Origin of the sequence: Maribacter aquivivus, assembly GCF_900142175.1 — a bacterium.
Taxonomy (GTDB): Bacteria; Bacteroidota; Bacteroidia; order Flavobacteriales; family Flavobacteriaceae; genus Maribacter; species Maribacter aquivivus.
Window position 1 is genome coordinate 2,033,139 of sequence record NZ_FQZX01000001.1, and the last position, 21,100, is coordinate 2,054,238.

13 protein-coding genes are annotated in these 21,100 nt (G+C 32.9%); 6 read left to right on the top strand and 7 right to left on the bottom strand.

What is annotated here, in order from left to right; genetic code table 11:
- Positions 1-76 precede the first annotated feature (76 nt).
- The 5 genes from BUC31_RS08520 to BUC31_RS08540 are packed head-to-tail and all read right to left on the bottom strand — an operon-like array spanning position 77 to position 4,748.
- Complete coding sequence (locus BUC31_RS08520; RefSeq protein ID WP_073243041.1) at positions 77-874, bottom strand: alpha/beta hydrolase; 798 nt, start codon at positions 872-874, stop codon at positions 77-79.
- A gap of 6 nt (positions 875-880) precedes the next feature.
- A complete protein-coding gene (locus BUC31_RS08525) occupies positions 881-1,996 on the bottom strand; it encodes a Zn-dependent alcohol dehydrogenase (protein ID WP_073243043.1) in 1,116 nt (371 codons plus the stop codon).
- Between the two features lie 22 nt (positions 1,997-2,018).
- On the bottom strand, positions 2,019-3,263 hold the full coding sequence (locus BUC31_RS08530) for an NAD(P)/FAD-dependent oxidoreductase (RefSeq protein WP_170861937.1): 1,245 nt from the start codon (positions 3,261-3,263) through the stop codon (positions 2,019-2,021).
- Positions 3,263-3,571, bottom strand: coding sequence for a 2Fe-2S iron-sulfur cluster-binding protein (locus tag BUC31_RS08535; protein ID WP_073243047.1), 309 nt, complete (start codon positions 3,569-3,571; stop codon positions 3,263-3,265). The genes BUC31_RS08530 and BUC31_RS08535 overlap by 1 nt, the downstream gene beginning before the upstream one ends.
- 22 nt (positions 3,572-3,593) lie before the next feature.
- Positions 3,594-4,748, bottom strand: coding sequence for a cytochrome P450 (locus BUC31_RS08540; RefSeq protein ID WP_073243049.1), 1,155 nt, complete (start codon positions 4,746-4,748; stop codon positions 3,594-3,596).
- 158 nt (positions 4,749-4,906) lie between these two features.
- Between BUC31_RS08540 and BUC31_RS08545 the strand changes: the two genes are divergently transcribed.
- From BUC31_RS08545 to BUC31_RS08565, 5 genes are all read left to right on the top strand, one after another.
- Positions 4,907-5,764, top strand: a complete 858-nt coding sequence (locus BUC31_RS08545) for an AraC family transcriptional regulator (RefSeq protein ID WP_073243051.1) — start codon at positions 4,907-4,909, stop codon at positions 5,762-5,764.
- Between the two features lie 150 nt (positions 5,765-5,914).
- Entirely contained in the window at positions 5,915-7,549 is a 1,635-nt protein-coding gene (locus tag BUC31_RS08550; protein ID WP_073243053.1) for a hypothetical protein, read from the top strand.
- 1,097 nt (positions 7,550-8,646) lie between these two features.
- On the top strand, positions 8,647-11,655 hold the full coding sequence (locus BUC31_RS08555; protein ID WP_073243055.1) for a SusC/RagA family TonB-linked outer membrane protein: 3,009 nt from the start codon (positions 8,647-8,649) through the stop codon (positions 11,653-11,655).
- Between the two features lie 11 nt (positions 11,656-11,666).
- Complete coding sequence (locus tag BUC31_RS08560) at positions 11,667-13,184, top strand: RagB/SusD family nutrient uptake outer membrane protein (RefSeq protein ID WP_073243057.1); 1,518 nt, start codon at positions 11,667-11,669, stop codon at positions 13,182-13,184.
- A 154-nt stretch (positions 13,185-13,338) separates the two neighbouring features.
- The gene (locus BUC31_RS08565) at positions 13,339-16,674 is read left to right on the top strand and encodes a VCBS repeat-containing protein (protein WP_073243059.1); all 3,336 of its coding nucleotides are present in this window, start codon (positions 13,339-13,341) and stop codon (positions 16,672-16,674) included.
- A 246-nt stretch (positions 16,675-16,920) separates the two neighbouring features.
- Here BUC31_RS08565 and BUC31_RS08570 read toward each other — a convergent pair whose 3' ends face one another.
- A complete protein-coding gene (locus BUC31_RS08570) occupies positions 16,921-17,991 on the bottom strand; it encodes a LamG domain-containing protein (RefSeq protein WP_073243061.1) in 1,071 nt (356 codons plus the stop codon).
- A gap of 482 nt (positions 17,992-18,473) precedes the next feature.
- Here BUC31_RS08570 and BUC31_RS08575 point away from each other — a divergent pair, with 482 nt between their 5' ends.
- A complete protein-coding gene (locus BUC31_RS08575; protein ID WP_073243063.1) occupies positions 18,474-19,658 on the top strand; it encodes a glycoside hydrolase family 88 protein in 1,185 nt (394 codons plus the stop codon).
- 318 nt (positions 19,659-19,976) lie between these two features.
- Here BUC31_RS08575 and BUC31_RS08580 read toward each other — a convergent pair whose 3' ends face one another.
- On the bottom strand, positions 19,977-20,984 hold the full coding sequence (locus BUC31_RS08580) for a 2-hydroxyacid dehydrogenase (protein WP_073243065.1): 1,008 nt from the start codon (positions 20,982-20,984) through the stop codon (positions 19,977-19,979).
- Positions 20,985-21,100 lie beyond the last annotated feature (116 nt).

Sequence of the window (21,100 nt, forward strand, 5' to 3'; positions counted from 1 at the left end):
TGGATAATTAGACTTGACAAAAACTGAACAAAATATATTTTTGGTATAATTAACTCTAAATCAGTAATAAACGAGCTTACTTTATTTCGTTAAAGAAAACCAAGGTCTTTTCTATATGTTCTTGCCAATAAGACCACTCGTGTTTACCTTCAAATTCTTGGTAGGTATGATTAATATCTGAGTTGTCAAGTTTTGTATGAAGTGCTCTATTGTACTCAATTAGTAAATCATCTTTACCACAATCAAAACGAAAAGGAGGTAGCTCTTTCTTATTTTGTTGCATCAACTTAAAAACATCTTCGTTTAACTCTTCGGTTTGACTATAGTTGGTTTCCTTTTCTTCTACGAATAAATGCATCTGGTTAATGTTCGTTAAAGAAGAATGCCCTGAAAAACCTTTATATTTTTTAGGATATTTGGCTGCGAGACGCAAAGCACCATAACCACCCATTGATAGACCAGAGATAAATAAATTTGATGATGAACTTGTAGCATTAATATTTTCAATAACTGCATTGATTACATCTTCAACAATCCATTTTTCAAAATCAAGATTATTATGAGGTAGATATGCCGAGCCATCTCCCCATAATCCGTCAGAAGGCATTGCAACAACCATAGGCTTGATAAGCCCTTCAGTCATCATACGTAAAACGGTAAAGTGCACGCCTGCCTTGTGTGCCCAAATCCAAGCACTACCGTACACGCCGTGAAGAAGCGTAACTATAGGTAAGTCTTTTAGATTTTCACCTGGGGGGACAAATACACAAATGTCTCCACGACCTTTAAGATTAGGAGTCTTTACAGTAATAAATCTAAGATGATTACTTTCAAATTCAGGATTTGATATTTCTGTTGTTCTAAATATTGACATATTTGTTTATTCGAAAACGATTACACCTTTAGCATTTTTACCTGCCAGCATATCATCAAAAGCTTGTTGTAGATTTTCAATAGGGTATGTTCTGGTAATCATTTCATCTAACATCAAATCTCCTTTATCATACAAGCTTACCAATTTTGGAAAATCTATCTGCGGACGACATTTACCGTAAAGGGGATTAATGTAAATTTTATCCCATTCAAATAAGTTCATATCTATAGAAATGGTTTCTTCAATACCACTAACTTGTACAGCTGTACCTGCATTTCTAATCATTGCTAAGGGTGCTGCACCTAATGCCGGAACGGCTGTACACTCAAAAGCATAATCTGCACCTCTACTTTCTGTTAGTGTTTTTACTTTTTCTGATGCCTGTAGTAAACCTTCATCATTTTTATCTGCTAGAATAGTATGGGTTGCCCCAAACTGTTTTGCCATTTCAAGACGCTCTTCATTAATGTCAATAGCTATAATTTTTGATGCTCCAGAAATTCTAGCACCTTGTATAACATTTAAGCCAACTCCTCCAGTACCAATAATTACGGCAGAACTTCCTGCGGTTACTTTTGCCGTATTCACAGCAGAACCATAACCCGTCATAACCCCACAACTAATAATACTTGCAGAGGGCATAGGTAGATTACCATTAAATTTGACGCATGCAGATTCTTTCACTAAAGCATACTCAGAAATAGTACCAATATTAAAAGAACGCTCAATAGGGGTATCATTCCATTTTGTTCCTTCTAAATGAGCGTGACCAGGAGTAAAACCATTTCCGCCAGCGGTTACAGGCGAATTATTTTCGCAAATATGCTGATTGCCTTCTTGACACTGAAAACATTTCATACAAGGAGTAGCCCAATTTAAAATTACCTTATCACCAACCTTAAAATCTGTAATGGCGCTGCCTATTTGTTCTACAATGCCTGCGCCTTCATGACCTATAACAATTGGTTTGCCCCATGTTAGAGAATCATGATCGGTATGGCAAAGTCCGGCAGCTTTTATTTTAACGATTATTTCATCTGCTTTAGGTTCTGCTATAGTAACTGTATCTATGATAAATTTACCATCACCTGTTGCTATTGCACATTTTGATTGTATTGACATTTTTTTCTTTTTTGTACTGATTTTAGATAAAACTAGTAGGGGTTATGGCTATTGAAACATCTGAAAGTTTAAGCTTGTCAATTTTTTGATTTTTTTGAATAAATCTAGTACCTAACATATAAGCTTTTGCATTATTTATGGCATCAACAGCAAGTAATTCATCATCCTTAAAATACCAAACAGATTGGCAGTTATCTCTATCTGTTTCTATTCTCTTAATAGTTTGATTATAACCCTGTGATAAACCCACCATTTGTAATTTTACATCATATTGATCAGACCAAAACCAAGGTATGGAGTCATATGCTACAGCTTCGCCACAAATAGATTTTGCAGCAATTTTTGCTTGGTCTACAGCGTTTTGTACAGATTCTAATCTAATATATTTTTTGTAATGTGGATTAAAATGAAAAGTACAATCACCTAAAGCATATATGTTTGGGTCATTGGTTTTGCAGTTGGCATCAACTTTAATTCCGTTTTCAATTTCTAAACCAGCTTCTTCGGCTAATTCAGTATTTACTTTAATGCCTACGCCAACAATGATGATATCTGCTTTATAGCTAGAGTTATCATCGCATTGAACTTCATTGATGCCATTGTTAAAATCAACAGATGTTACATTTTTATTTGATAAAACCGATACGCCATGTTTATGATGTAACTCTTTAAAATAGGTAGACATTTCTGGAGCGGTAACACGAGAAAGAACACGTTCTTCGCGTTCCAATACCGTTACCGAAGCATCTAGTTTACTTAAAGCAGCAGCAGTTTCTAGACCAATGTACCCACCACCTATAATAATTACTTTGTTGCGGTCTTTGTTGAGAGATTTTCTAATATTAAGAGCATCTTCTGCCGTTCGCATTGCAAAAACATTTTTTGCGCTGTTCAGTCCTTTTATTGGTGGTATAAAGGGGCGTGCTCCTGTAGAGAGAACTAATTTGTCATACTTCTGAACCAAACCATCAGAAACAGTGATGCTTTTTTCTTTACGGTTAATTGAGCTGATGGTTTTACCTAATTTAAGGGTAATCTTATCAGTCTCATAATTTTGTTTCGGAAAGAGCAAATCTTGCTGAGTACCTTCTTCACTTGTTAAGTATGCTTTAGATAAAGGCGGTCTGTGATATGGAAATTCTGGGTCGCGATCAAATAAAATAATATCACCTTCCCAACCTTCTTTTCGTAAGGCGAAAGCAAAATTTACTCCAGCGTGACTTGCACCGATTACGACACAAATTTTATTTGATGTTTTGGTAGACATTATTTGGCAACATTTAAAACCACCCCATCAATTGCATCTGAAACATCTATTTGGCAACAAAGGCGACTGTATTCGCTAACATTATCATCAAATTCTAGCATGTCACTTTCTAATTGGCTAGGTGCTCCAACTTTGTCCCAAAACGCAGGTTCAACATGAACATGGCAAGTTGCACAAGAGCATACTCCTCCACAATCACCATCAATTCCTTTAACCTTATTCTGTACTGCAAGTTCCATTACACTACCTGTAGTAGCCTCCGTAATAATGGTTTCGTTATCGCTTGTTACAAATGTTATTTTTGCCATATTAACTATATTAGTGTTTTTATTAAGAGTTGAATTTAACGTGTAAACTGTCAAAGCCTACTTTACGTTTAAAGTGACCTAAATCTTCAATATTTTCTTTGTAATCTAGGATATCTATTGATTTGACTTCATCTAATAAAGTTGAAATCAAAATTTTTAGTATTTGTCTAGCATGTGTTGCTCCTAAGCAGTTATGCGTGCCAAAGCCAAATGCTACATGCGGATTTATTTTTCTGTCGATAACAATTTCATTTGCATTCTCGAACACATTGGCATCACGATTGGCAGAAGCCCAACAAAGCGATATTTTACTATCTGCTTTAAGTGCATGTTCACAAACGGTAGTATCTTCGGTTGTAATTCTTCCCATTTGTGTTAGCGGCGAAAAATATCTAATTAATTCTTCTATAGTGTTATTCAATATTTCAGGCTCATTGCGCAACCTTTCTAATGATTCTGGATGTTCGGAAAAATAAGAAATGGAATTTGTAACGGCATTTATAACGGTATCTCTACCGCCAGCAAAAGTTAGAATAATAACACCTTTAACTTCTTCTTTAGTCAGCTTTTTACCATTAGCCTCAGATGCCAGTAACACAGAATACAAATCGTCTGTTGGGGCAGCACTTGCTCTTTCAATTTCCTTGTCAATATAATCATACAAAATGTTAGCCTTGTCAGCATCTAAAGCAGAGCCTTCACTTCTAAAAACATGTGTGCCCCATGAGATCCATGTTTCAGCTTGTGCGTATGGTGTGTTTAATAAAAGGGTTAATGCTCGTGATTGTAATGGTAAAGCAAATTCACTAACAATATCTAAAGAGTCCCTTTTTAAAACCTCTTTGACTAAAGATTGAATTTGATTCTTAAGCTTTGTGGTATATTCTTCCTCTAAAGGTCGTTTAAACCACGGGTCTAAAATATCTCTAAACCCTTTGTGTAATGGAGGGTCTACTTCAAACGGAATCTGACGTATATCTCTTATATTTTCTTCGGATGGAATAACGATTCGCCCAGGTGCAGCTCCAGATTGATAGGTTTTTGCATTATGTGCACACTTTCTAACATCTTTATGACCTAATACCATGGTGACTTCTTCACCCTGATCGTCCATCTTGCCAAATCCTTTTTCAATTCTTTCCTTTTCAAAAGGGTCTAGAAACTTGCTCTTATCCATGGTGTTGACTATTATTTATTTTTAAAAAGTATACTCGCAAATATGAATAAACTATTGGTGCGTTAATTAATCTTTATTAGCCTATATAGTGCTTATTTTGACATTTTAATAGGTATATTGATGTTTTATACATCATAATAGATTATAATTGCTATTATATGAAAGCACAATTTGAAAAGATAAATTCTAAGCAAAGTGCATTATATGCGTTTGTTTATGAGGATGTTGAGTTTGATGCGCCTTGGCATTTTCACCCAGAATATGAACTAACTTACATTGTAAAAGGGAAAGGGATGAGGTACGTAGGTAACAGCATTCAAAACTTCGAAGAAGGTGATTTTGTTTTAATAGGTGCAAATTTGCCGCATTGCTGGAAAAACACAGATTTACATATTGGGAATGTGAAGTCGGTTGTTTTTCAATGGAATGATTTGTTTTTAGGGGAGAATTGGTTTCAAAAAGAAGAGTTTTATCAAATTAATTTATTGTTGAAAAAGGCTGCGAAAGGAATATTGTTTCATTCGTATTCCTCAAAAAAAACAGCAAAGAGATTAATGGCTATTATAGAGAAAAAACCCTTAGACAGATTATTGAGTTTTTTACAATTACTAGAAGAATTGGCATTGGTAAATTCAATCGAGTTATTAACGACTACCAGTTTCTCGCCAAATCTTAATTTAAAAGCGAACAATAGAATTGATGTAGTGTACGATTATGTGGAGAAGAACTATCATTCTAAAATAAAATTAGATGATGTATCTACTTTGGTATCTATGAGTAATGAAGCGTTTTGCCGTTTTTTTAAAAAATCGCTTAACAAGTCATTTTTTACCTTTATAAATGAATACCGTATTAACCTTGCCAGTAAAATGCTAATTGAAACAAACAAACAAGTAAGCCAAATTGCTTACGATTGTGGATATGAAAGTCTGCCTTTTTTTTACAGACAATTTCAAAAATATATGAATTGTTCACCAAAGGTTTTTAAAAATCAATATTTGAAAATGAATTCATAATTTATTTGATTTGTACTTTTAATTCTATTAGGTTTCAAGATTAAAAGTAGTATTGGCAGAATATTTCTTGAATTTTTTTATAGAGAAAAATATATTTTAGCTAGAGTGTAATTGAATTATTAATTAAATTTTTTCTTTGAGAATATACTTATGAAAAGAATACTGTCTGTATTTTGCTTGCTTATCATTACCATAGGTTATGCTCAAAATAACTTAAAAGATATTAGTGCTAAACAAGCCTTTGAAAGAGCATTAGAACTGAGATTTCAAAATCCTGATAGTGCTGTTGCCTTGTTAGATTACAGCAGTAAAAGTTATTTAAAATTAAATGATACCGTTAGTGCAACATATAGTTTGTTAGAGAAAGCTTATGTATTTGAAAATACGGCTAGATATGCAAGCTCTTATGATGCATTATGGACTGCACTAATTTTAAACGATAGAAGAGATGATGATAAATTAAAATCTATAATATTTGTTAGGTTAGGAAGAATATATAGCTATAACAAGCGTGTAGATGCGTCTTTAAAATATTTAAAATCTTCTTTAGAACTACAAAAGAAGCGTGTAAAGAAGTTACATTTAGAAAAGTCTGAATTAGTACCTTATTATTACTCTTTGGCTAAAACAAATAGAGAGTTAGAAAGAAGTGGTCGTGCTCAAATTTATTTGGATAGCTGTTATCTCTACTTTTCTAATGAGATAGATATTCAACCTTTGGCACATCTAGAATATAGAAGTAAAGAATACCTAGATTTTGAAAAAGCTATACTATTAGGGAGAAAAGGTGAAAATGAACAAGCCATTGAAATTATGGAAGGTTTACTGCCTTATTTTCAAGATAACGAACCTACCTATCTAGTATTGATTTATAAGTTTTTAGGAGATATAAATCTTAACTTATCTAACTTGAATAAAGCAGAGGAACTCTATGTAAAATCTTTGAAATATTCTGATGACTATAAAAGTCATGTAGATTTTACGCCGTTAGTGTATGAGAAACTCACCGAGTTATATCTTCTGAAAAACGATTATAAAAATGCTTTTAATAGTGTTAAAAAAGCCAAGGAGCTAGATGCTAAATTTTTTGATGGTAGAAGTTCTATAAACCAATCTTTATTAGAAATAAAAGATAACTATCGAATAGAGAAAGATCGACAAGAAAAACAAATTCAAGAACAATATTTAAAGCAACTTGAGCAAGAAGAAGAGATTAGCAAACTTCAATTGATTATTCTAATAGGGTCTATTTTCTTTTTACTAATTATAGGCTATGGTTATTTTAATTATTTAAGAACAAAACATACAAATGAAAAAATATTTATAGAAAAAAATAAGGAGTTAGAAATAAAAAAGCAACAGGCTCTTATTGATATAAAGAATAAAGAATTAGCATCTTCGGCATTACAGCTTATAGAAAAAGATGAATTTTTGAAAGAGATAAAATCTAAGGTACGCGTAGGTACCGATAAGATTAAAATTCACGAAATAAATAAGGTGCTAAGGTCAATTTCTACTAATAATAATAACAATTGGGATGAGTTTAAGCATCGATTTATCTCAGTAAATAAGGAGTTTTACAATAAAATTTTTGAGAAGTTTCCTAACTTAAGTCAAAGTGATCAAAAAATTTGTGCTTTAATTAAATTAAACATGTCCAGTAAAGATATGGCGCGTTTGTTAGGTATATCAGTAGAATCTGTACATACATCAAGACATCGTATTCGTAAAAAAATGGACCTACCTAGAAATGTAAATTTAGAAGATTATATAAATTCTATTTAAACCTTATTTGCCTTATAAATATGTACTGATTTATCGATTTGTAAAGTTTATGTCTAGTTGATAAAACTAATGATTCTTTCTTATTAGGCTACTTTCGTGAACTATTTAATGCTATTCTTATTTAACAATTAAAGAGAAAGATGCTGTGTTTGTAAAGTCAGCAGATAATTGGACAAGAACCTGGAATGAAAGCAACAAGACTTTTAAAATATTTTCTAAAAAAAATAGGCTAGCCTTCAGAATTTGAGGTGAAAAGGGATATAAGTATTTGTCTTCAAATACCGGGTATGATGAATGTTTAGGTATTGGAGTCATTAATTTTTAAAAAGGAGATAAGGTTGTTGTTTGCACTTTAGACAATAGATTAGTAAAACCTTCAATTAAAGAATTCAATTATATTTTTGAAGAATTAACATGTGTAGGTATAAATAGAGCAGGGATTAAGCAAGAATATTGTGCGTACCGGCATTCACACTTCACAAATTAAAATTAGACACTTATTTACTATTAACTGTATTTATAGCCCAACCTTTGGTTGCGAAACCATATTTATAGTTTAATTATAAATGAATAGGCTACAAGATTTTCTTTGGTTTAAAATTTTAGCGCAGTAGCACATAATTATTCCGGTGTCGGGATAGTTATGAATCAAGAAAATTTAATTCATTGAAAACAGGAATAAACTTGAATCGGTTAGTAAAGAAAAGTACAATTGAACAAGTGATTTTTTAAATAATACCCAAATTTATATTCTAATTATGGAGAAAATTAAGCTATCAAAATTAATATTAGAGAGGAGTTAGTAAAGAATTAATCTCGATTTATAAGTATAAAAAAGATTGTCTGTAAGGACAGTCTTTTTTTTTGTTAAAAATTTCAACTTCAACACATGAAAATATGTGAAAACCTTTAAAAATCGACCTTTTAGGGTTTGTGTCAAGTTCTTGTGCAGTTGTAATATGGCAAAAAAAATAGATTTATAATTAGTTTTATTCAATCATAAGTGAAGAAATTAAGAATACTAAAAAAATTTAACAATAGTCTTAATTCAACTCTAAGTACAATAACTCAAGCAAATTTTATTTAAACCAATGATTATGAAAAAACAATTTTTTGAATTTTTAAAGAAATGCTTTCTGGCAGGACTGTTCTTTGCCCTATTAAGCATGAACAGCGCAATTGGTCAAGAGACCATTTCAGGAACAGTAACAGATAATTTAGGACCTGTAGTTGGTGCCAATGTTTTAGTAAAGGGATCAACTAACGGTTCACAGACAGATTTTGACGGTAATTTTTCTATTCAGGCATCTCCAAATGACGTTTTGGTTATTTCATATATAGGATATGCCTCACAGTCTATAAAGGTTGGAAATCAAAAAACAATTAATGTAGTATTAGCCGAAGATGCAAGTTTGTTAGATGAGGTAGTAGTAATAGGATATGGTACCTCTAAAAAGAGTGATCTTACTGGTGCCGTTTCTCAAGTAACAGCTAAATCATTTGAAAACCAACCATTAACTCGTGTAGAAGATGCCTTGCAAGGTAGAGCTGCAGGGGTATCGGTTTCAGGATCTGGTGCACCAGGTGCGGGTATCAAAGTAAGGGTAAGAGGGGTAAACTCTATTACAGGTAACAATGACCCGCTAGTTGTAGTTGATGGTGTTTTTGGAGGAGATTTAAGAACAATTAACCCAAATGATATTGCCTCTATTGAGGTATTAAAAGATGCTTCTTCATTAGCAATTTATGGCTCTAGAGCTTCGAATGGGGTAATTTTAGTCACCACTAAGAAAGGGGCGGGAAAACCGAAAATAAGTTTTGATCATTTTGTTTCTATAAGTAGTCAGGCAAGAAGTATTGAAACTTTGGGTTCTGGTGATTTTGCTAGACAAAAAAATGCAGGTTTAATTGCAAACGGTGCCGATCCAGCATATACAGAGCAACAAATATCTGCACTTGATGCGAACCCAATTAATTACGAAGATCAATTATTTCAAACAGGTATTGGTACTAATACTCAGTTGGCAGTAAGCGGTGGCAAGGATAATTTAAGATACTTTGTTTCTGGTAACTATGTAAACCAAACTGGTACCGTTATCGGTAATGAATATGAGCGATTCTCTTTACGTTCTAATATTAATCTTGACGTAACAGAAAAATTATCGGTAGGTGTAAATTTATACGGCAGTAGAGAATCAGAAGTAAATAACCCAGATGATTTTAACCGTTTTAAAGGTAGTAGTATATTAAAGACGCTTACATGGGATCCAACATTACCTGTACAAGACAGTGATGGTAATTTTATTACAAGTTCTAATTTTGCAAATAACGGTTTTAATCCAATTGGTACACTATTAAGAAGTAATAGAGACCGTGCAGCTGATCGTTTAAATACCACAATTAATGTTGGTTATAAATTTACGGATCATTTTAAATATAGTCTTGTAGTAGGTGCGTCAACAATAAATCAAAATATTGAATCTTTTATACGAGACGATAATCCTTCCGATGCTAATCCTAATCATACACGTGTTGCATATACCAATTTTAGAAACACAAGTCACCAGGTAAGTAATATTCTTAATTATAACAATAGTTTTAATAAGCATAATCTTGATGTTACAGGGGTATATGAATTTCAAGGAGACCGTAATACGTTTAATGGTTACGACACATTTGCTATTGCAACCGGTAGTATTTATTTAGCGGATAATGAGGATCAATCAAGAGAGAATTTCACTAACGATGGTAACCAAAATGCAATACAATCTTATTTAGGTCGTGTGCAATACAATTATAACAACTCACTTTATTTAACGGGCTCTATGCGTATAGATGAATCGTCAAGGTTTGCAAAAGGTAATAGAACAGGGTATTTTCCTTCTGGTGCAATTGCTTATAGTTTCAATAATATGCCATTCATTGAAAATGGTAAAACATTAAGTAGTTTAAAGTTCAGAGCTGGCTGGGGCCAGGTAGGTAATCAGAATATAAACTCTACAGCACGTTTTTCATTAACTAACGATGCCGGTAATTATCCTTTTGACGGTTCTACCTTGGTATCTGGTTCAACCCTAATACAAGTTGGAAATCCAAATTTAACCTGGGAAACAACATCACAAACAAACATTGGTGTAGATATGGGATTCTTTAGCGGTAGACTTAATGCTTCGGTAGATTATTTTAGTAAGACAACAGAAGACCTTTTGTTGAGAACAATAATTCCGGGTACATCTTTTGCAAAATTTGAAAATGCAGGGGTCGTTGAAAATCAAGGTATAGATTTGACATTGTCTGGTACAATTGTTCAGAATGACAATTTCACTTGGGATTCATCTTTTAACCTTTCACACGTCAAGAACGAAGTAACTGAATTGGTAAATGATGTTGATCAAATATTAGGAAATATTAGACCGGTAGATGGTACAGAAAATTCTATTAACGTAATTGAGCTTGGTCAACCATTAGGTCAATTTTATGGTCTTACCTTTTTAGGTACTTGGAAATCAACTGATGACTTACCAGATGGTATACAAGCAGGTGACGCAAAATACTTAACTGATGACGAAGGTAACTCTGTTTTCTCTACCATTGGTAATGGGTTACCAACCTTAACATGGGGTTTTAATAACACATTTAACTATAAAAATTTGAGCTTGAACGTCTTCATAAACGCAGCGCATAATTTTGATGTTTATAATCAAGTTGCAGCGGCTATTAATGGAGGTGCTGGTGATTTTAGAGATGACCTTTCTCCCTTAAGTGTAAATAAATGGACTCCGCAAAATGAAACAGAATTACCACGTAGAGGATCACTAAATGTTTTGAATTCTTCACGATATGTCGAAGATGGCAGTTTTGTTCGATTAAGTAATTTAAAACTAGGCTACACATTTGATGATGTGATAAAAAATGTTGAAAGCTTACAAATTTATGTAAGCGGTCAAAACTTGGTATTACTTACAGATTACAGTGGTTATGACCCAGAGGTTTCATCTACACCGGTTAATCAAGATTTGAATAATACAGATGCTGGTGCTGGTATTGACATAGGTGCGTATCCAAATCCAAGAACATTTACATTAGGTCTTAAACTTCAGTTTTAAAAAAAAAGAATATGAAAAATTATAATAACAAAAAAAGTATAGTGAAAAAGCTGGGTTATGCTGGTTTGTTCTTAGCTATTTCTGCAACCGTTTTACAAGGTTGTGCAAATTTAGATCCAGACCCAATAGAGTTTAATTTGCCACCAGAATCTTTTGCAAGTTTAACTGATTTCGATAAAGGTATTACTGGTATTTACAGTACGTTGTTGAGTGCAGCACAATGGACAACTTTTTATGCTGCTTCTTGGGCTGGTGATGATATTACTACCCATTTTGCAAGTAATAAAGCAGATTTTAGACAGTTTGATCAACGTGTGGTACAGTCTACAAACGGACGTTTATTAAACAATTGGAATGCAATCTATAATATAGTGAATACTGCAAATTCTCTTTTAGAGAGATCGCAGGGCATGGAGAATTTAGATGTTGATCAAGATCGTTTAAATATTTTAATCGGTGAAGTTTACTTTTTAAGAGGTATGGCTCTTTTTCATGCAACACGTGTTCATGGTAAAATTCCTATACCGCTGACAGCTATACCAGATCCTAATATTGGTTTATCTGAGCAGACAGATGTTTATCTTCAAATAGAATCTGATTTTATGGAAGCTGAATTGAGATTGCCAGATGTTTACCCAGGGCAGGAAGCTGGAGCTCCTAGACCTAATAAGGGATCTGCAAAATCATTATTGGCTAGACTGTATTTAGATTGGGCAGGATTTCCTGTAAAAGATGCTAGTAAATATACTAGTGCGGCAACAAAAGCTAAAGAGGTTATTGATAATGCAGCACTTTATCAATTTGAGCTATCAGATAATTTAGAAGATTTATGGAGGGTTGCTAACCGATTTAATAACGAAAGTGTATTTACTATTTCATATTGTGGGTCATGTGGTTTCAGCACGGCAAATTTAAAAGATGGAATATTAGGTCTTCCTAGTGATTTTGGAGGTTGGCAAGAGACTTTTGCCGAAATTAAATATTTTGAAGATTTCCCTGAAGGAGCACGTAAAGAAGCTACTTATAGAACTGATTTGGATTACACCACTTTTAGTGATCAAAAAAGTCCGATTTTCAAAAAAATTGCAGGACCTGTAGATGACTTACCTGCAGCTGCATTCATTACAGATAGAAATGATTTTTACATGCGTTACGCTGAGGTATTATTAATATATGCCGAAGCTTCTGGTAGATCAGGTGCATCAAGCTCAGATGCTTGGGAGGCTTTAAATATGATTAGAAGAAGAGCTGAAGGTTTGCCATATGCAACTGCAGATGCAAGCATAGATGTAACTAGTGGCGATTTAGCAGATTTGGCTTTTACCGAAAGAAAATGGGAGTTCGCTGGTGAATACCTTAGATGGTTTGATCTTGTTAGAATGGAAAAAGTAGAAGAAGCATTAATAGCGAGAGATTCGCCAGGTACTATTCAAGAACATAATGAAATACAAGGTAGCCTAGGTACCAATAATTATTTTTCACCTGTACCACAGGCAATAATTGATTTAAACTCAAACTTGGGTAATTAAAATTGTTGAGTTAGTTTTAGTTTAATAACGGTGAACGAATTAAAGTTCACCGTTATTTTTTATACCCACTGCATTCTTTCCAAAATAGGAATAGTTATTATATACACGTATTTTAAAGACTTTATTAAAAGCTATGCAAGTCAAATACTTAAAGATGAATAATTCATTTATAAAACCTTGTTTTTATGTGTTAGCATTTTTTTCTTTTTCATGTAATTCGGTTTCAGACGATAAAAAGGAAACAGTTACCACTTCTTCACCTAAATTATTTACAGAAATTAATTCTTCCAGTTCTGGAGTTTATTTCAATAATACACTTACAGAAACTGTAGATTCTAATTATTATCAATATATGTATACTTATATCGGGGCCGGGGTAGCTGCCGGTGATATAAACAATGACGGTTTAGTTGATCTTTACTTTACGGCAAATTCAGCACCAGACAAGCTGTATCTTAATTTAGGAAATTTAAAATTTAAAGATATTACAGAAGAAGCCGGTATATTAAATATCCCAGGTTTTAATACAGGTGTAACCATGGCAGATATTAATGGCGATGGTTTATTAGATATTTATGTATCTCGTGGTGGTTGGTTAGATCAAAATGGTCAATTCGATAATTTGGTGTACCTAAACAATGGAGATTTAACATTTCAAGAAAAAGCTAAAGAAATTGGTCTGGCAGATGGTAATAGAACAATACAAGCGACATTCTTTGATTTTGATAGGGATAATGATTTAGATGTGTATGTCTTAAATACACCAGACATAACAAGTAGAACCAAAATAGTAGATTTAAGTAAAGTGCATAGCAATCCAAAAACTATGGAGCTTAAAGGTAGTGATCGGCTTTACGAAAATGATGGTACTGGTCATTTTACAGATATTTCATTAAAAGCAGGATTATATTATGATATTGGTTTTGGCTTAAACCCACAAGTAGGTGATCTAAACAATGATGGTTGGCTAGATATCTATGTTTGTAATGATTTTAATTATCCTGATTTAGCATATGTTAATAATGGAGATGGTACATTTCAAGAATTAAGTAAAAGCATGTTCAAACACATGTCATTCAATAGTATGGGCAGTGATTTGGCTGACATGAATAACGATGGTCAACTTGATTTAATGACTCTTGACATGAGCCCCGAAGATTATAAAAGGGCTAAATTAAACATGGGTATGATGCCAATTAGTCAATTTGAAATGATGGTAGATCAAGGGTACCATCATCAGTATGTTCATAATATGCTGCAAATGAATAATGGTAACGGTTCTTTTAGTGAAATATCTAAAATGGCTGGTGTTGCAGATACAGACTGGTCTTGGGCAGTTTTGGCAGCCGATTTTAATTTAGATGGTCTTAATGATATTTTTATAACTAATGGTATTTACAGAGATGTAATGAATCGTGATATTATAGAGTCTACAATGGACATACTTCGTTCAAGAGGGAGAAAGCCTACCGACGAAGATTTTTTAGAATTCACCAAAATGTTACCACAACAAAAATTAAAAAACTATTTATTTCAAAATAGTGGGAATAATACTTTTTTGAATGCTTCTGATAAATGGGCAACTATGACCCCATCACTTTCTAATGGAGCAACTTATGCCGATTTGGACAATGACGGGGACCTTGAAATTATTGTAAATAATATCAATCAAGAAGCTACAATTTTAAAAAATAATACGATAGAACAAAATCAAGGCAGTTTCTTAAAAATAGATTTACAGGGTGTCGATAAAAACAAATATGGCGTAGGGGCGAAAGTCACTTTAATTTTTGATGATAAATCAATACAAACCAAAGAATTAACAAATACTAGAGGCTTTTTATCTTCGGTTTCGAATACACTACATTTTGGACTGCCAAAAAACAAAAAACCTAGCAAAATAATAGTTCAATGGTCAGATAATAGTACTAAAGAGTACACAACATTTAAAATTAATCAAACAAATAAAATAGATTATATAGAAGGTGTCTCTGCTAAAATAAGCATAGAAGTAAAGAAACCCATATTTGAAAAGCAACCTTATGTTTTTGAACATAAAGAAGAGTATTTCAATGATTTTGATTTACAGCTTTTACTACCACATAAAATATCTCAGTCAGGACCAGGTTTGGCTGTAGGCGATATTAATGGAGATGGAAATGAAGAAGTGTATATTGGAGGAGGAAAAAACCAAGCAGGTCAGTTAATTGCTATTGGTGAAACTAAAGAAAGCCTCTTATCAATTAAAACTTTTGAGTCAGATAAAAATTATGAAGATCAAGGTGCTTGTTTTTTTGATGCCGATGGTGATGGTGATTTAGACTTATATGTAGTTAGCGGTAGTTATGAAAATTATAGAAACACTAGGTATGCACAAGATCGATTATACTTAAATAATGGCAAAGGTGATTTTACAAGGTCACTTACATCATTACCGGAAATTGCGTCAACTGGTTCTGTGGTTGTTTCTGGTGATATTGATTTAGATGGAGATTTAGATTTATTCATAGGTGGCAGAGTAATACCAGGGCAATACCCCTTTACACCATCAAGTTATATTTTACAAAATAATGAAGGCAAATTTACTCGTGTAGAACATAAATTAGCTCCTGAATTGGAAAAAATAGGTATGGTAACCGATGCCCAATGGGTAGATATCAATAATGACCAGTTGTTAGATCTGGTAGTTACCGGAGAGTGGATGGGTATTGAGATATTCATTAATGAATCGGGTACGTTTAAAAAGAGCGATGCATATAAAACCTTGTCTAAATCTATAGGGTGGTGGAATAAAATTGAAGTTCAAGATATTGATAATGATGGGGATTTAGATATCATAGCGGGTAACGTAGGTTTAAATCATAAACTAAAAGCAAGTTATGAAGACCCATTATCGATTTTTGCTAATGACTATGATCGCAATGGTTCTGTTGATATTGTTCTTGCCAAAGTAATTGAAGGCAAAAATGTACCGGTTAGAGGAAAAGTAGATTTAGCTAAACAAATGCCCTATTTGGTAAACCGTATAGATACACATGAACAATTTGCAAAACTAGATTTAGATGCTATTCTTGGAGGAGAAGTAGGTGAGCCTTTATATGCAGCAACAGAATTTAGGTCTGGAATATTTATTAATGAGGCAAATAATAAATTTACATTTCAACCTTTTGAAAATAAAGTACAACAGGCTCCTGTAAATAGTATTCTCTATCAAGATTTTGATGGTGATGGTATACAAGATTTACTTCTTGCAGGAAACAATTACCAAACAGAAGTTGAAACTACCCGTGGTGATGCAGGTATTGGCTCCTTTCTAAAAGGTGATGAAAAAGGTGCTTTCAGAGTGATTTCACATTTAGAATCAGGCTTTTTCGCTGATAAAGACGTAAGAAATATGGGGTTTTTAAAATCGAAGAAAAAAGCTACCGTAGTAGTAGCTAATAATAATGGTGAGCATGATTTTTTTACGCTACTATCTAAAAGTAACTAGAGACTTTTTATAAATATTTAAAATAATTAATACTCCACACGAACCGAAGAGCTCTGTATAACTGAGATTTTATGTAAGCAAAAATAAGGGTTGATTCTTTATTTTTAAAAATGATAGCTAAGCTTAATTAAGCCAGAAGAAATATTAGCTTGCTAATTGAGAACTAGTCTTGTAGTATGTTTGAGAAAAATTAAGTCCCATCCAATGAATACATTTGATGAGACTTAATTTTGAAATCAATTTTAACTAGTTTTGAACGGGTTTAAAAATTCTGATCCAATCAATAGTAAAGTCATTATCGGGAATTGATAATTCGGCATCGGTAGGTATTACAGCCTTACCATTTATAGTTCGCCACCCTTGTTCTTCAACACTGAATATAATGTCCATTTCTTTAGATAAGCCAGTTCTGGTGTCATTAGTAGTATCACCTGGGTTAATTGAATTAGTGAGATATAAAGGGTCTATCTCATCCTTTCCTTCCCTTTTGGTTACTTGTACTCCATCAATGTAGTAGTATAAATTAAATGGATCTTTCCAGTAAACACCATATCTATGAAAAGAGTCTTTCCAAAGTATATTACCGGCACCGTCATTTCGAGTTATCCATGTTGGGTTGGGTGCGGGGTTACCATTACCGTTAACTAGCTCGCTAGGTTGCCAATCTTGAAAAGGATCTCTAATAAAAACATGATGACTAACATGCATTCTTTCTCCATACCATGAAATATCATCATTAGCGCTACCTGAAAAAACAGCTCCGTAGCCTTCCATAAAATCTATTTCTTGAGTATCGTCTGGACTTAATAACCAAGCGCCATTTGCCAATACCGAATTCATTATTTTAATATTAGCTTCTATATATACTGGGTATTGAACAGTTTGGTTAGAATGAATAATCCCTGCATTGACCCTGTCTGTTTCAAAACGTGATGCAGTTAATTTCAACGTGCCATTTTCTACAGATGAATGATCCCTTGACCAAGTTGTAGAACCTGGTCCCGACCAAGCATTATGATACCAATCGTCCCATTTGTCTAAAAAAATAGCGCCTTTATTAGAGGGCTGAGCTTCATATTCAAAATCATCAGAAATGCTTTCTTGAAACTCCCATTTCATATCAAATCCGGCATCTGCAGGTACGGGTATAGAAATCCAAGTTTCTGTTACCACTTCTTCTTCAACTTCCTCTTCTTTATCAACTACTACTTCTTCCTTTACATCTTTTTGTTCTGTGGTAGTTTTACCTGAGCTAGATTTTGAACAGCCAGTAATCACAAAACTCGCAATAACTAATAACAATACTATTTTTTTCATTTGTAGAATTTTTACACTTTATTTAAAGATAAAAAGATGTTATTTTTTTCTTTGATATTCAACTGTACTAAAACTCAACAAATCATAGAAATAACAATTTAAAATTACGAGATGTATCCGTTTTAATGTGGATAGGGATTCCTCCCTTCTTTTTACTGCTCGTTGTAGTTCATTGTCTCTGATATAAAATCTGATTTAATTATAAGAGTAGTACTTGTTGGTTTAACGTTTTACATACTAACAACCTTTATTTTTAAGGTCGATATTCATTTCGTTCATATTTGGGGAATAGAATTTGAATTGAACCTAATGGTAATGTTTTTGGTTTCTTACTTCTATCCAAACCATAAAGCAACCATTAAAGAGGGTGATGATTATGTAGAAATGAAGTAATGGAAGTATACTAAGCCAATGGCAATAATATTGTGTATAATTACAGTTGTAATATATGTGCTGCTCGGTACTAATTAAAACTGTTATCTATGGTAAGAAATGCAATTAAAGTGTTGGTTATTTTAATTTCTTTTACCGCTAGTTCTTGTAAAGATGTACCAAATAAATCTACTGGTATTGATGAAATTTCTGTAGACTCCCTTTTGAATATTCGCTTTCAAAAGTATTTGGATTATGATGTAGATTCACTAGCGTTTCCGAGAAGTTATAATTCTACAACAAAAAAAATATTTAAAGTTGCTTCTAAAGATTGGACAAGCGGATTCTACCCTGGTAATCTTTGGCAATTGTATAATTTAACAGGTGATGAAGCATTTAAAACAAAAGCAATAGAATGGACCACCTTTATGGAAAAAGAAAAAACCAATGGAGGTACGCATGATATGGGTTTTAAAATGTATTGCAGTTTTGGTGAAGGGTATGAGGTTACCGGTAATGAAAAGTATAAAGAAGTAATTATAGAAAGCGCTACTACACTAGCTACACGATTTAATGAGAAAGTTGGTAGTCTAAGGTCGTGGGATTTTAATAGCGATATTTGGGAGTTTCCCGTTATTATTGATAACATGATGAATCTAGAGCTTTTGTTTGAGGCTACTAGGATATCAGGTGATAGTACATTTCATAAAATTGCAATAAAACATGCAAATACGACCTTAAAGAATCATTTTAGGGAAGACAATAGTAGTGTGCATGTTGTTGTGTATGATTCTATTTCTGGCACGGTAAAAGACAAAGTTACCCATCAAGGTTTTAATGATGATTCTGCTTGGGCTAGGGGACAGGCATGGGGTATATATGGTTTTACTATGTGCTATAGGTATACTAAGAACCCTCTTTTTTTAGAACAAGCAGTAAAATCGGCTGCTTTTTATTTAAATAATTGTAATCTACCGGATGACGGAATCCCTTATTGGGATTTTAATGACCCGGAAATACCTAATGTGGTTAAAGATGTTTCTGCAGCTACAATAACTGCGTCTGCCTTGGTAGAATTATCTTCATACACCAATGACAATAGCTATGAAGATTATGCAGATAAAGTATTCAAAACTTTAAAAAGTGAAGAGTATATACTATCCTCGGAAATAGAAGCTCCTTTTATCTTGAATCATAGTACAGGAAATTGGCCTAAAAAAGATGAAATGGATGTACCTATTGTGTACGGAGATTATTACTTCTTGGAATTGATGCTTAGAAATAAAAAAATATAATGCTAAACGCCATTATTGAGTATAAAAAAACCCCATATAATATGGGGTTTTTTGTGACCTCGACAGGATTCAAACCTATTGTTTAAAATGCCTGAATGCAGAGGGTTCTGCAAAATTTTATTTTTACTGTTGTCGATTTGTTATCGACAATCATTATTAAAAAGTTAAATGACTAATGTCATACATTCAAGATAAAGAATCTAAAATAGAAATTTGTAGTTCTTGACTGTGTTAATCTTCATTTTTAATTCTCACTTACATTTTATGATTCCAAAGTTTCTAGCATCACATCTAAAAAATGAGTAGAAGTAGAGATTGTCATGAATTAATTAATTCCATACCTAATTCATGTTTACTAATATTGCCTTGAGACCAATTGTGTAAATTTTCAAATGTTATGTCGGCAATATTTTTTAAAGCTTCTTTGGTAATAAAAGCTTGGTGGGGTGTTAGCAACACATTGGGGTAGGTTAACAATTTCCATAAACGTTTATCCTTAATACCATTTTTAGAATGGTCATTAAAGAAAACACCTTGTTCTTTTTCATAAACATCAGTTGCATATCCTGCGATAAGTTTTGCTTCTAAAGCTTCAATTATAGCATTGGTGTCTACAAGTTCACCTCTTGCGGTATTTACTAGTATTACATCATTCTTCATTTGTATAAGTCTTTCCTTGTTAATGAAATGATAGTTTTCATAATTCATTGGTATGTGAAGAGTAATAATATCAGAATCATTATATAGAACATCTAAATGGGTATAAGTTACATTACAAAGCTCTATTAGGTCGTGGTCAGGGACAAGGTCGTATGCAAGAATTTTGCATCCAAAACCATTCATGATTTTTGCCATAATACTGCCAATTCTTCCAGTACCAATGATACCCACAGTTTTACCATGTAAATTATATCCCATTAAAGCATTTTGAGAGAAATTATAATTATGGACCTGATTATCTGCCAAAACTATTTTTCTATTTAGTGCCAATAAAATGGCGGTAGCATGTTCGGCAATAGCATGGGGAGAATAGTCTGCTGCATTGGCAACATAAAATCCTAAACGCTTTGCAGTTTTTAGATTGAGGTTGTTGTGTCCACTTGAGCGTAAAGTAATATAGCGTACACCAATACTCCATAATTTTTCAAGTACTATGGCTGATGCATCGTCTCCTGAAAAAATTGAAATTGCTTTATAGCCAATGGCATTTAATGCTGTTTCACTGTTTAATGCATTTTTTGTATAGGTAACCTCAAAACGATTGTTATTAGCTTTTTTTAGAAAAGGAATTTCAAATTCTTTTGCACTATATACCAGTAGTTTCATATTTCTTTTAAATTTAATTATGAGCTGATTTCTTCTTGATAGTAGAAATAGTTTGTATTAAAGGCCTCATTTATAAATTGATTGTTTAATGAAGTACTAGTATTTTCAAAACTACA